This window comes from Mesorhizobium newzealandense, assembly GCF_042682145.1.
Classification (GTDB): domain Bacteria; phylum Pseudomonadota; class Alphaproteobacteria; order Rhizobiales; family Rhizobiaceae; genus Mesorhizobium; species Mesorhizobium newzealandense.
This window is the reverse complement of record NZ_JBHUGZ010000002.1, coordinates 372,894-385,176: the sequence shown is the minus strand read 5'-3', so window position 1 is coordinate 385,176 and position 12,283 is coordinate 372,894. Positions and strand designations below refer to the sequence as shown.

At 64.5% G+C, this 12,283-nt stretch carries 12 protein-coding genes and 1 pseudogene; 7 read left to right on the top strand and 6 right to left on the bottom strand.

What is annotated here, in order from left to right; genetic code table 11:
- Positions 1 to 8: 8 nt before the first annotated feature.
- The 5 genes from ACFSOZ_RS06090 to ACFSOZ_RS06070 all read right to left on the bottom strand — a co-directional run bounded on the left by ACFSOZ_RS06090 (position 9) and on the right by ACFSOZ_RS06070 (position 4,800).
- A complete protein-coding gene (locus ACFSOZ_RS06090) occupies positions 9 to 770 on the bottom strand; it encodes an SDR family NAD(P)-dependent oxidoreductase (RefSeq protein WP_379094704.1) in 762 nt (253 codons plus the stop codon).
- 10 nt (positions 771 to 780) lie between these two features.
- A complete protein-coding gene (locus ACFSOZ_RS06085) occupies positions 781 to 1,593 on the bottom strand; it encodes an ABC transporter permease (RefSeq protein WP_379094702.1) in 813 nt (270 codons plus the stop codon).
- Positions 1,593 to 2,456, bottom strand: a complete 864-nt coding sequence (locus tag ACFSOZ_RS06080; protein WP_379094700.1) for an ABC transporter permease — start codon at positions 2,454 to 2,456, stop codon at positions 1,593 to 1,595. Before ACFSOZ_RS06080 ends, ACFSOZ_RS06085 begins: the two co-directional genes overlap by 1 nt.
- Positions 2,457 to 2,519: 63 nt before the next feature.
- Entirely contained in the window at positions 2,520 to 3,683 is a 1,164-nt protein-coding gene (locus ACFSOZ_RS06075; RefSeq protein WP_379094698.1) for an ABC transporter substrate-binding protein, read from the bottom strand.
- Positions 3,664 to 4,800, bottom strand: coding sequence for an ABC transporter ATP-binding protein (locus ACFSOZ_RS06070; protein ID WP_379094696.1), 1,137 nt, complete (start codon positions 4,798 to 4,800; stop codon positions 3,664 to 3,666). Before ACFSOZ_RS06070 ends, ACFSOZ_RS06075 begins: the two co-directional genes overlap by 20 nt.
- 114 nt (positions 4,801 to 4,914) lie before the next feature.
- Between ACFSOZ_RS06070 and ACFSOZ_RS06065 the strand changes: the two genes are divergently transcribed.
- Positions 4,915 to 5,721 (top strand): response regulator transcription factor, encoded by an 807-nt coding sequence (locus ACFSOZ_RS06065; RefSeq protein ID WP_379094694.1) that lies wholly within the window; start codon positions 4,915 to 4,917, stop codon positions 5,719 to 5,721.
- Between the two features lie 3 nt (positions 5,722 to 5,724).
- Here ACFSOZ_RS06065 and ACFSOZ_RS06060 read toward each other — a convergent pair whose 3' ends face one another.
- Positions 5,725 to 6,675 carry a LysR family transcriptional regulator gene (locus ACFSOZ_RS06060; RefSeq protein WP_379094692.1) on the bottom strand — a complete coding sequence of 317 codons (951 nt, stop codon included), beginning with the start codon at positions 6,673 to 6,675 and terminating at the stop codon, positions 5,725 to 5,727.
- A 91-nt stretch (positions 6,676 to 6,766) separates the two neighbouring features.
- Between ACFSOZ_RS06060 and ACFSOZ_RS06055 the strand changes: the two genes are divergently transcribed.
- The 6 genes and pseudogenes from ACFSOZ_RS06055 to ACFSOZ_RS06030 all read left to right on the top strand — a co-directional run bounded on the left by ACFSOZ_RS06055 (position 6,767) and on the right by ACFSOZ_RS06030 (position 12,282).
- Positions 6,767 to 7,636 (top strand): dioxygenase family protein, encoded by an 870-nt coding sequence (locus ACFSOZ_RS06055; protein WP_379094690.1) that lies wholly within the window; start codon positions 6,767 to 6,769, stop codon positions 7,634 to 7,636.
- Positions 7,633 to 8,693, top strand: a pseudogene (locus tag ACFSOZ_RS06050) (maleylacetate reductase). Before ACFSOZ_RS06055 ends, ACFSOZ_RS06050 begins: the two are co-directional and overlap by 4 nt.
- 23 nt (positions 8,694 to 8,716) lie before the next feature.
- Positions 8,717 to 9,991, top strand: coding sequence for an ABC transporter substrate-binding protein (locus ACFSOZ_RS06045; protein WP_379094688.1), 1,275 nt, complete (start codon positions 8,717 to 8,719; stop codon positions 9,989 to 9,991).
- A 2-nt stretch (positions 9,992 to 9,993) separates the two neighbouring features.
- Positions 9,994 to 10,713: an ABC transporter ATP-binding protein gene (locus tag ACFSOZ_RS06040; RefSeq protein WP_379094686.1), complete on the top strand. Its 720-nt coding sequence runs from the start codon at positions 9,994 to 9,996 to the stop codon at positions 10,711 to 10,713.
- Complete coding sequence (locus tag ACFSOZ_RS06035; protein ID WP_379094684.1) at positions 10,713 to 11,417, top strand: ABC transporter ATP-binding protein; 705 nt, start codon at positions 10,713 to 10,715, stop codon at positions 11,415 to 11,417. Before ACFSOZ_RS06040 ends, ACFSOZ_RS06035 begins: the two co-directional genes overlap by 1 nt.
- A 1-nt stretch (position 11,418) precedes the next feature.
- Positions 11,419 to 12,282, top strand: coding sequence for a branched-chain amino acid ABC transporter permease (locus ACFSOZ_RS06030; RefSeq protein ID WP_379094682.1), 864 nt, complete (start codon positions 11,419 to 11,421; stop codon positions 12,280 to 12,282).
- Position 12,283: the final 1 nt, after the last annotated feature.

Here is a 12,283-nt window from a genome sequence, read left to right as displayed (position 1 = left end):
AAATCGGCTCAGCCGATGCTTTCACCGCCGTCGATCACCAGCGCCTGGCCGGTCATGAAGGATGACCGGTCGGAGACGAGGAACAGGATCGCCTCGGCGATCTCTTCGGCGCTCGCCCAGCGCCCCATCGGGATCTTGGTGCGGACATAGTTTTCGATCGCCTCGCGCCCGCCCATCTGGGCGATGAACGGTTCGTTGAACGGCGTATCGACCCAGCCCGGGCAGAGGGCGTTGACGCGGACATTGTGCCGGGCATAGTCGAGCGACATCTGCCGCGTCATCGCCACCACGGCATGTTTGGAGGTGGCATAGGCAATCATTTCGCGGTCGTAGAACACGCCGGAATTGGAGGCCGTGTTGAGGATGACGCCGCCGCCCTGTGCGATCATCGACGGCATCACCAGCCTGGCCGCCAGGAACTGCGCCCGGACGTTGACCCGCCAGGAAGCGTCCATGCCGTCGACCTCGACTTCGGTCAGCGTACCTCCGACCTGGATGCCGGCGTGATTGTGCAGGATGTCGATGCGCCCGTGCCTGTCGAGCGTACCGGCAATTAGCTGCTCGACTGCCGCATCATCCGCGACATCGGTGGCGATCGCCTCGGCCCGGCCGCCCGCCGCACGGATGTCGCAAGCTGTTGCCTCCCCGCTGGCCCGGTCCCTGTCGGCGATGACGACCATCGCGCCTTGCCCGCCCATGATCATGGCGCCAGCGCGCCCGATGCCGGAGCCGGCGCCCGTCACCACGGCGATGCGGTCTTTGAGGATCATGATGCGACTTTCAGTTTGGCGGTTTGCGTTGGCGCAGCTGCCATTGGGCAAGCACCACAAGCACGACAGAGGCGACGAGCACGATCGTCGCGATGGCATTGATTTCCGGCGTCACACCACGCCGGATCGACGCGAAGACGTAGATCGGCAGCGTCGTCTGCGCACCGGCGACGAAGAAGGCGACGATGAAATCGTCGAAGGAAAAGGTGAAGGCGAGCAGGAAGCCAGCAACCACCGCCGGCATGATCTGCGGCAGGACGATGCTGCGGAACGTCGTCAACGGCGTGGCGTAGAGATCGCTCGAGGCCTCGACCAGATTGCGGTCGAGGCTGCCAAGACGGGTGCCGACGATCATCGTCACCAGCGCCATCGAAAACAGGCCGTGTGCCGCGATGATCGAGCCATAGCCAAGCGACAGCCGCGGCGGCTGGTCGTCAGGCCAGATCGAGGCAAGGAACGGATTGACGACCGCGAACAGCTGGACGAGCGCGACCAGCGTCGAGATGCCGATGACGACACCCGGAACGACGATTGCGGCACCCATAAGCGCATCGAAGATGGCGCGGGTCCGTACGCTGACGCGCGCCAGGCCAAGGGCGGCCGCGGTGCCGCACAGCGCCGCCAGCAGAGCACTGGTGGTGGCGATGAACAGGCTGTTCTTCAGCGCTTCGACCAGGAACGGGTTCGCCAGCGCCTTGCCGTACCATTGCACCGAAAAACCGGTGAACTCGCTCGCGTGGTGGCCCGCGTTGAAGGAGAACAGCACCACCAGCGCGATTGGCAGATAGAGGAAAGCGAAGACGACGATGACGAAGGCGCGCATCAGATCAGATCCACCCGGCGCGCGCCCGAAACCCGGGTCGAAATGCGGTTGGCGGCAATCAGCACCACCACCGAAACCAGCACCAGCGTGATCGCGATGGCCGATCCGAACGGCCAGTTGCGCGATTGCAGGAACAGGTCGACGAGCGCATTGCCGATGAAGAACACCTTGCCGCCGCCAAGCAGCGTCGGGATCAGATATTCGCCGAGCAGCAGGATCATGACCAGCGAGAAGCCGGTCATCACCCCCGGCAGCGACAGTTTCAATGTCACCCCCAGGAAGGTGGAGAGCGGCGTCGCACCGAGATCGGCGGAGGCTTCCAGCAGCCGGCGGTCGAGCCGCTCGAGGCTGACATAGATCGGCAGGATCATCAGCGGCAGATAGCCATAGACGATGCCGAGCAGGACGGCCCCGGGCGTGTTGATCAGCCTGATGTCCTCGAAGCCGATATAGGCGAGCAGAGCCGGAATGCCGCGCCCGCCCAGCACATACATCCAGGCATAGGTCCGCATCAGAAGGCTGGTCCAGAACGGAATGACGACGAGCGCCAGCAGGATCAGCCGCCAGCGCTGCGGCGCTTGCAGGGCAAGGTAATAGGCGACCGGATAGGCGACGAGAAGACAAGCGAGCGCCCCCACCGGCGCCAGCATCATCGTGTTCCAGAAGGCGGTCGCCCGCGCCGGAAGATTGGCATATTGCGCGAGCGTAATGGCGGCCTGGTAGCCGCCTTCCGGTGCTCGCTCACCGACGCTGAACACGGCGATGGCGATGAACGGCAGCACCAGGAAGACCACCAGCCACGCGGCTGCCGGGCCGAGCAGCAAGGCGGTCAGCAGATTATGACGAAATTTGTTGCCGTGCATGAAAACCGCCCCGGTGCCGGCGGACACACGCCCGCCGGTCAGTTGTCTGCGTCAGGCCGGCACTCAGGCCGACTTGAAACGGGCCATCAGTTCGGCTCGGCCAGGATCGGTCAGCGTTGCCGCCGCGCCGAATTCGAGCGGCGTCAACAGGTCGGCCGCCGGATAGAGGATCGGATTGTCGAGCACCTCCTTCGGCAGCAGCTTGTTGACCCGCGCATCGATCGAGGGCGCACCATTGGCCAAGTGCTCCTTGACCGCGACCTGCGGGTTCATCAGGTAGTTGAGGAGGGCGTAGCCGGCGGGCTTGTTCGGGGCGTCCTTGGGAATGGCATAGAAATCGGTCCAGATCTCGCCGCCTTCCTTGCCCAGCACGTAGGCGATCTCCGGAATGTCGCGATGCAGCTGCGCGCCGTCATTGGTCCAGCACATGGTCATCCAGGCGTCGCCGGCACGCATTCCCGGCTGATAGTCGCTGGAGACCGCGAACAGATGCGGCTTGACCTTCAGCAGCAATTCCTCCGCCTTGGCGAGTTCATCCGGCTTCAGCGAGTTGAACGAGTAGCCGTAATATTTCAGCGCATTGCCGATCGTGGTCAGCTGGTAATCATGCACCATGGTGCGGCCATCGCCTTCCGCCATCGCGGTGTCCCAGAACTCCTTCCAGCTCGTCATCGGCTTGGTCAGCTTCTTGGTGTTGACGGCAAAGCCGGTGGTTCCCCAGTTCTTCGGCACGGCGTAGGTCGTCCCGTCGATCGTACCTTCCGAGGTGAAGCGCGGGTCTTCCTGCGAGCCGTCGAAATTCGGCAGCTTCGCCATATCGAGTGCCTCGATGATGCCGAGCTTCTTGTAGGTCGAGATCGTGTAGTTGGTCGGCACGAACAGGCTCCAGCCCGAGGCGCCGGCCTGCAGCTTGGCCAGCATCTCCTCGTTGGAGCCGAACACGTTGACTTCGACGGCGACGCCGGTGTCCTTCTTGAAGTTCTCGAACGTCGCCGGGTCATGATAATTCGGCCAGGTGGCGATCGACATGCGGTCGCCGAGGCTTTCGGCGGCAAAGGCCGGCGTCGGCATGATGCCGAGCTCGCGCGCCATCACCGCCGTTGCGATACCGAGGCCGGTGAGGCCGAGGAAATCGCGACGGCCGATCGAGCCGCGCTTGAGACGCATCAGCTGGTCGACAAAATTCTCAGGGCTTATCGGCAGTCCATCACGATATGATTTCGACATGTTTGGTTACCCTCTGGTTGGTCCCGTTGTTCTTGGGGTCCGGAAACGCCAGCGGCGTTCCGGCGGCAAAGCCGATGGCGACGGGTTCACCCGGCTTGAAGAGATTGCCGTGGCCGATCAGGTGGTCGGCCTTGGCCAGCAGCGTTCCGATGCCCTGGACCTCAATCGCGTATTCCGCGGTCGAGCCCAGAAAAATCCGGTTGCGGACGATGCCCTTGAACCGGCCGCTTTCCGGCGCGCCGAGACTGAGCGATTCAGGACGAAGGCTGACCGCAACAGTCTCGCCCTGCTGCAAGGCGGTCCGCTTGCGTGCCGCGATGACGCTGCCGTCGGCGAGCGCCACCTCCACCAGTTCGCCCGAATGCCCGGCGACCGTGCCGCTCAGCAGATTGGTCTTGCCGACGAAATCGGCGACGAACAGGTCGGCCGGCTCGTCATAGATCTCGCTCGGCTGACCGAGCTGGACGATGCGGCCGCCATTCATGACGCAGACGAAATCGCTCATCGACAACGCTTCCTCCTGGTCGTGGGTGACCAGCACGAAGGTGATACCGATCTCGCGCTGCAGGTTCTGCAGCTCGATCTGCATGTCGGTGCGCAGCTTCTTGTCGAGCGCGGCCAGCGGCTCGTCGAGCAACAGCACCGCCGGCTTGTTGACCAGCGCGCGTGCCAGCGCGACGCGCTGCTGCTGGCCGCCGGACAGTTCGTGGATCTTGCGGCGGCCATAGCCGGCGAGCCGCACCATGGCGAGCGCCTCACCCGCTCTCAGGCCGATCTCGCGCGACGACAGCCGTGGCCGTGCCTGGCGCAGCCCGTAGGCGACGTTGTCCTCGACATCCAGATGCGGAAACAGCGCATATTGCTGGAACACCATGTTGACCGGCCGCCTGTAGGGCGGTGTGCCGGCCATGTCCTGGCCGCGGATGAACACCTGGCCTTCGCTCGGCTGTTCGAAGCCGCCGATCATGCGCAGGCAGGTCGTCTTGCCGCAGCCGGATGGTCCCAGCAGCGCGACAAACGCAGAGGGCGGCACGGCGAGATCGATGCCGCTCACCGCGGTCACGCTGCCATAGCGCTTGGTGACGCCGCGAAACTCGATGTCGGGCACTGCGGTCAAGGCTGCTGGCTCCAGCGACAGGGCAATTTCGGAACGCTACCAGAGCCAATGGCGGCTAGTATATACCTCGCAGGTGGTATATCTGACCTATTTTCTCATTTAAGGGGGTATGGATTGTCCCGCAGCGACGAATACAGCCAGCTCGCCGCGCTTGTCGCGGCGACGCGCGAGACGAGCGGCGACCTGTTCGGCAAGGCGATAGTCGATTGGCTGCGGCAGCGCGTCAGCTTCGATCATTGTGTGATCTTCGGTTACCGGGGTGCTGCGCGCCCGCCGCTGCTGTTCGAGACCTTCTCGCCGGCTGAAAGCCATGTCTTCGTCGCGCTCTATCAGGAGGGGCCGTATCTGCTCGACCCGTTCCACCACGCGGCGGTCGAGCGCAAGGAAGGGTTCTGGCGCATGCGCGAACTCGCGCCGGACCGCTTCTATGCCAGCGAGTATTTCCGCTCCTATTACAGCCAGACCAGGCTGGCCGAGGAGGTCGGCTTCTTCGTGCCGCTGCCGGGCAAGGATGCGCTTGTGCTGTCGCTGATGCGGCTGCGCGCTTCGGGTCCGTTCGGCACCGCCGATGCCAGACTGCTGCGCGATATGGCGCCGGCAGTGATCAGCTTCACCAGGCTGCGCTGGCCCGCCCTTCCGGCCGACGAACCGGCTGAAGTGAAGCCGGACGAGACGATCGCCCCGGTCAACGAGTTCGATCGCGCCCATATCTGGCAAAGCCTGTCGCTGACGCCACGCGAAAAGCATGTCGTCGACCTGGTGCTGCAGGGGCATTCGACGGAATCGATCGCGAGAGCCATGCGCATCGTGCCGGGAACCGTGAAGGTCCATCGCCGCAACATCTACCGCAAGCTCAAGATCAAGTCGCAGGCCGGCCTGTTCGCTCGCTTCGTCGAGATCATCGGTGCGCGGATACGGTAGGGGTTACGCCCCCCAGACCACCGCTTGCTCGTGGCGCTTGATCAGGTGCTTGAGATTGTCGAAACCCAGGCGGATGTGCTTGGCAAAGGCGTCGACGGCCGGTGCGCGCGGCGTATCGGCGAGCCGCAGCAGTCCGAGCGCCCGCTCGGGGTGCGGAATCGCAACCGGCAGCGCCGTGATCGCCTTGTCCTTGCGAAAGGCAAAGACCACGCTGTGCGGCAGCACGGTCAGCGCATCGGTTTGCTTCATGTAGTTGACGGCGCTGGTCAGCGAACCGCCGGAATAGCGGATCTTTATCTCCGTGGCGCCCAGTGACAAAAGCAGGCTGCGCAGATCGTCCAGCAGCGGGCTGCCGGGCGGCGGTGCGATCCAGGGATAGTCGAGCAGGTCGCTGGTCCTGAGCTTGCGTCGCAGCAGCAAAGGATGCGTGGCGCGGCAGGCGACGACATTGCGCCCCGGCAGGATCTCGCGGAACTCCATGCCCGATCCTTCCTCGAGAATGTCGATTGGGCAGACCGCAAGGTCGATGCGGTCGGCGTTGATGGCGGCGCGCAGGTCGGAGAGGTAGCCATAGCTCTGGTCGACGCGCACATCCGGATAGGCATTCTGGAAATCGGCGATCATGCCGGAGATCAGCGCGTCCATGAAGAACGGCGTACCGCCGACCCGCACCACGCCGGAGCGGCCCTGGCTGAAATTGGCGACGATGTCCGAGGCCTTGCGCGACGCCGCCAGCATGACCTGGCCATGATCGGCCAGTGCCCGGCCGAGCGGTGTCGGCTGCAACGGCCGGCGCCCCTTCAGGAACAGCGGCTCGCCCAGCCGTTTCTCCAGCATCGACAGCGTGCGCGAGACAGCGGGCTGCGACAGGTCGACCAGCGCGGCACCCTCGGTGACGCCGCCGGCCTGCACCACGGCTGCAAGCTGGATCAAATGCCTTTCGTCGAGCTTCATATCAATATGTTATATTAAATCGGGAAGAAATCATCATCTTTGTGTCCGGCCTGCGCTAATGTTGCCAGGTGAGATGAAACCGGGGAGGAACATGTCACAGGCTGGCAGACCGTCGTTCAACGAGACCAACTCCGCGGAGATGGTCGCCCAGCGCCTATTGAAGGGCAAGGCTGGGCCGTTGCCGCGTTTCCTCGCGACCGTCGTCGACCATCTCCACCAGATCGTCCGGGAGACCCGCCCGACAGCGGCGGACTGGCGCCAGGCGATCGCCTTCCTCACCGAAATCGGCCATGCCAGTGACGACAAGAGGCAGGAGTGGGTGCTGCTGTCCGACCTGCTCGGCGTCACCGCGCTGGTCGAGGACATCAACTCCCGCCGCCCGACCGGCGCCACGCCCAACACCGGACGCGGCCCGTTCTATCGCGCCGACGCGCCAAGGCAGCCGCTCGGCGCCAACATTTCACTCGATGGCGTCGGCGTACCGCTCACCGTGTCGGGGCGGGTCACCGATCTCGACGGCACGCCGATAGCGGGCGCGACGGTCGAAACCTGGCAAGCGAACGCACAAGGTTTTTACGAGAACCAGCAGCCCGATCTGCAGCCGGAATTCAACCTGCGCGGCGTCTTCACCACCGAAAGAGACGGCCGCTTCCACTACCGTACGGTCAAGCCGGCCGGCTACGGCGTACCCAATGACGGCCCGGTCGGGCAGATGCTTGGCCGGCTAAACTATCCCCTCGACCGTCCAGCACATCTGCATTTCCTCATCCGCGCCGACAATTTCGAGACGCTGACAACGCAAGTATTCGATCGCGGCGACCCGCGCCTCGACGAAGACGCACTGTTCGGCGTCAAGCCGGAGCTGGTCGGTGACTTCAAGCACTTGAGCGGCGGCGACAGCTGCTCGCTCGATTTCAATTTCGTCATGGCGATGGCGCGAAAAGGGAGCCGGGCTGCATGACGAGGCAATTCACCTATTCCGGCAGCCCGGCGCATATCGTCTTCGGCAACGGCGCCTCGTCCGAGGTCGGCGCCTGGGTCGAAAGGCTCGGCTGCAGACGCGCGCTGGTGCTGTCGACGTCGTACCAGGCGGGCGACGGCGAGGCACTGGCGAAAAAGCTTGGTTCCCTGTCGGCTGGCACTTTTTCCGGTGCGGCCATGCACACACCCGTCGAGGTGACCGAGGCGGCACTGGCCAAGGCGCATGAAGTCAATGCCGATTGTGTCGTCGCGCTCGGCGGCGGATCGACCACCGGACTGGGCAAGGCGATAGCCTATCGCACCGACCTGCCGCAGATCGTCATTCCGACCACCTATGCCGGCTCGGAAGTGACGCCGATCCTCGGCCAGACCGAAAACGGCGTGAAGACCACCGTGCGTGATGCAAAAATCCTGCCGGAAGTGGTGATCTACGATCCGGAACTGACCGTCGGACTGCCGGTGACGATGAGCGTCACCTCGGGCCTCAACGCCATGGCGCATGCGGCGGAAGCGCTCTACGCGCAGGACAGCAACCCGGTCTCGACGCTGATGGCTACCGAGGGGCTGCGCGCCCTGAAGCAAGCGCTTCCCGTCCTGATCGAGGCGCCCAGGAATCTCACCGCGCGTGGTGACGCGCTCTATGGCGCCTGGCTGTGCGGCACCGTGCTCGGCACCGTCGGCATGGCGCTGCACCACAAGATCTGCCACACGCTGGGCGGCTCCTTCGACATGCCGCATGCCGAGACCCACGCGGTGATGTTGCCGCACACGATCGGCTTCAACGCCGTCGCCGTGCCCGAATTGCTCAAGCCCGTTGCCGATATTTTCGGTGGCAGTGCTGGTGGCAGCCTCCACGATTTGCCAAATCCATCAATGCGCCGCTAACGCTGAGGGAACTTGGCCTCAAGCAGGCCGATCTTGATCGCGCCGCCGAGATCGCCACCAAAAATCCATACTGGAATCCGCGGCCCTTCGACCGCGCTGCAATCCGCGTCCTGTTGCAGGACGCGTGGGAGGGAAGACGTCCACAGGACTGACGGCAACAAAGGGAGGAACACCAATGATTACCCGACGCGAATTCATCCGCAACACCGCCGCCACTGGCCTGCTTGCCGGCGGCTTGCCCATGCCGGCCATCGCCCAGAATGCACCGATCAAGCTCGGCTATGTCAGCCCGCAGTCTGGTCCGCTGGCGGCCTTCGCCGAGGCCGACAAGTTCATCATCGACGGTTTCCTCACCGCCACCAAGGCCGCCGGCCTCAACTACGAGGTCGTGGTCAAGGACAGCCAGTCCAACCCCAACCGGGCGGCGGAAGTCGCCAAGGAGCTGATCGTCAACGACAAGGTCAATTTGATGCTTGTCGCCTCGACGCCGGAGACCACCAACCCGGTCGCCACCACGTGCGAGGCGGAAGAGGTGCCCTGCCTGTCGACCGTGGCGCCCTGGCAGCCCTGGTTCATCGGCCAGCAAGGCAATCCCGGCGACCCGGCCTCGTGGAAGCCGTTCAATTACGCCTACCATTTCTTCTGGGGGCTGGAGGACGTCATCGCCGTCTTCACCAACATGTGGGCGCAGGTCGAGACCAACAAGAAGGTCGGCGGCCTGTTCCCCAATGACGGCGACGGCAATGCCTGGGGCGACGGCACGGTCGGCTTCCCGCCGGTGCTGGACAAGGGCGGCTACGGGCTGACCGACACCGGCCGCTACCAGAACCTGACCGACGATTTCTCGGCACAGATCAACGCCTTCAAGGGCGCATCCTGCGAGATCATCACCGGCGTGATGATCCCGCCCGACTTCACCACCTTCTGGAACCAGGCCAAGCAACAGGGCTTCGCGCCCAAGGTGGCATCGATCGGCAAGGCCTTGCTGTTCCCGCAATCGGTCGAGGCGCTCGGCAAGTCCGGCCACAACCTGTCGTCGGAAGTCTGGTGGACGCCCAACCACCCGTTCAAATCGTCGCTGACCAGCGAAAGCTCGGCGCAGGTCGCCGAGGGCTTCACCAAGGCCACCGGCCGGCAATGGACGCAGCCGATCGGCTTTGTCCACGCGCTGTTCGAGATCGCCGTCGACGTCATGAAGCGGGCCGGCGAAGCGGGCGATGGTGACAAGGTGGCGGCGGCGATCGCCGCGACCAAGCTCGACACGCTGGTCGGGCCGATCGCCTGGGACGGTGCCAAGCTGCCGCCCTTCGCCGCCAAGAACATCGCCAAGACGCCGCTGGTCGGCGGCCAGTGGCGGCTGAAGGATGCTGGCGGCTACGATCTCGTCATCACCGACAACAAGACTGCGCCAAACATCCCGACCGGCGGCAAGATGGAAGCCATTGGCTAGCCATGCCCATGCTCGCGCTCTCCAACGTTTCGAAACGCTTCGGCGCCCTCACGGCCGCCGATGCAGTTTCGTTCGAGCTACGGCAGGGCGAGGCGCTCGGCATCATCGGCCCGAACGGCGCCGGCAAATCGACGCTGTTCAACCTGATCACCGGCAACATCGCCGTCGATGCCGGCACCATCATCTTCGATGGCCGGGACGTGACACGGCTGCCGCCGATGCAGCGTTGTTTTGCCGGCGTCGGACGCTCGTTCCAGATCCCGCAACCGTTCGAGAAATTGACCGTCTTCGAGAACCTGCTGGTCGCCGGCGCCTTCGGGGCAAGAAAGGCGGAAGCCGAGGTTGGCGACCGCTGCGCCGAAATCCTGGTCGAGACCGGGCTGATCGACCGCGCCAACCACCCGGCCGGCGGCTTGAGCCTGCTGCAGCGCAAGCGGCTGGAGCTTGCCCGCGCCCTGGCGACCGAACCCAGGCTGCTGCTGCTGGACGAGATCGCCGGCGGCCTGACCGAAGGCGAATGCGGCATGCTGGTCGACACCATCCTCGCCATCCACAAGGGCGGCATGTCGATCATCTGGATCGAGCATGTGCTGCATGCGCTGAACTCGTTGGACGAGCGGCTGCTGGTGCTCAATTTCGGCAAGGTCATCGGCATGGGCGCGCCCGACACAGTCATGGCGTCGCGCGAGGTCCGCGAGATCTATCTCGGGATCGAAGTCTGATGGCGCTGCTCGAGGCAAAAGGCCTGACCGCCCGCTATGGCGACTTCCAGGCGCTGTTTGGTGTCGACATCGCGCTGGACCAAGGCGAGACCATCGCCATCATCGGTGCCAACGGTGCCGGCAAGACGACGCTGATGCGCTCGATCTCGGGCATATTGGCCAACCGGCCGGAATCGGTGCTGTTCGATGGGGAAGCGATCGGCGCCTTGCCCGCTCCCGACATCGTCGCGCGCGGCATCGCCATGGTGCCCGAGGGGCGAAAACTGTTTCCCTCACTCAGCGTCGAGGAGAACCTGCTGATCGGTCGCTACGGTCGCGTCGTTGCCGGGCACTGGAGCCTCGAAACCGTCTACCAACTGTTCCCGATCCTGAAGGAGCGGCGCAGCAATCCGGGCACGGCGCTATCCGGCGGCCAGCAGCAGATGGTGGCGATCGGCCGCGCGCTGATGTCCAACCCGCGTGTGCTGCTCTGCGACGAGATCAGCCTTGGCCTGGCGCCGGTCGTCATCAAGGACATCTACGCCGCCTTTCCGCGCATCCGCGCCGCCGGCGCTTCGATTGTCGTGGTCGAGCAGGACATCGGCCAGGCGCTGAAGGTCAGTGATCGCGTCTATTGCATGATGGAAGGCCGCATCACGCTCTCCGGTGAGCCGGCTACGCTGACGCGCGAGAAGATCCACGCCGCGTATTTTGGGGTGGCCTGACATGGCGTGGCTCGACACCATCATCCAGGGCATCCTGCTTGGCGGCCTCTACGCGCTGTTCGCGGCGGGCTTGAGCCTCGTCTTCGGCATCATGCGGCTGGTCAACCTGGCGCATGGCGACCTCATCGTGCTTGCCGCCTTCCTGATCCTGATGCTGGTTACCGCCCTTGGCCTCAATCCGTTCGTCGCAGCCCTTGTGGCGATGCCGCTGATGTTCGCCATCGGCTGGGCGCTGCAATTCTATCTTCTCAACAGAACATTGGGCACCGACATATTGCCGCCGCTGCTGGTCACCTTCGGCCTGTCGATCGTCATCCAGAACGGCCTGCTCGAAGGCTTTTCCGCCGACAGCCGCCGCATCTCGGTCGGCGGGCTGGAATCCGCATCGGTGGCGCTTGGACCGATCAATGTCGGTGTCATGCCGCTGCTGACGCTGGCCTCGGCCATCGCGGTGATCGTCGGCCTCAACCAGCTGTTCTACCGCACGTCGCTCGGCCGCGCCTTTCGCGCCACCTCGGACGACCCGGTCACCGCCGGGCTGATGGGCATCCAGCCGAAGCGGATTTTCGCCACTGCCACCGGCATCGCCATGGTGGTGGTGACGATCGCCGCGCTCTACCTCGGCACGCGCGCCAATTTCGATCCGACCATCGGACCGGCGCGACTGATCTACGCCTTCGAGGCGGTCATCATCGGCGGCCTTGGCTCGCTGTGGGGAACGCTGTTCGGCGGCATCGTCATCGGCATCGCCCAGACCTTTGGCGCCGCGATCAATCCGGAATGGCAGATCCTGGCCGGACATGTGGCCTTCCTGGTGGTGCTTCTGGTCAGGCCGCGCGGTCTCTTTCCGAGGGCGGTGGATTGAG

Bases quoted from the DNA above. Each gene is read 5' to 3' on its own strand.
- ACFSOZ_RS06075 (WP_379094698.1), bottom strand. From the start codon at position 3,683: ATGTCGAAATCATATCGTGATGGACTGCCGATAAGCCCTGAGAATTTT.
- ACFSOZ_RS06090 (WP_379094704.1), bottom strand. From the start codon at position 770: ATGATCCTCAAAGACCGCATCGCCGTGGTGACGGGCGCCGGCTCCGGC.
- ACFSOZ_RS06085 (WP_379094702.1), bottom strand. From the start codon at position 1,593: ATGCGCGCCTTCGTCATCGTCGTCTTCGCTTTCCTCTATCTGCCAATC.
- ACFSOZ_RS06030 (WP_379094682.1), top strand. From the start codon at position 11,419: ATGGCGTGGCTCGACACCATCATCCAGGGCATCCTGCTTGGCGGCCTC.
- ACFSOZ_RS06035 (WP_379094684.1), top strand. From the start codon at position 10,713: ATGGCGCTGCTCGAGGCAAAAGGCCTGACCGCCCGCTATGGCGACTTC.
- ACFSOZ_RS06080 (WP_379094700.1), bottom strand. From the start codon at position 2,456: ATGCACGGCAACAAATTTCGTCATAATCTGCTGACCGCCTTGCTGCTC.
- ACFSOZ_RS06040 (WP_379094686.1), top strand. From the start codon at position 9,994: ATGCCCATGCTCGCGCTCTCCAACGTTTCGAAACGCTTCGGCGCCCTC.
- ACFSOZ_RS06055 (WP_379094690.1), top strand. From the start codon at position 6,767: ATGTCACAGGCTGGCAGACCGTCGTTCAACGAGACCAACTCCGCGGAG.
- ACFSOZ_RS06060 (WP_379094692.1), bottom strand. From the start codon at position 6,675: ATGAAGCTCGACGAAAGGCATTTGATCCAGCTTGCAGCCGTGGTGCAG.
- ACFSOZ_RS06045 (WP_379094688.1), top strand. From the start codon at position 8,717: ATGATTACCCGACGCGAATTCATCCGCAACACCGCCGCCACTGGCCTG.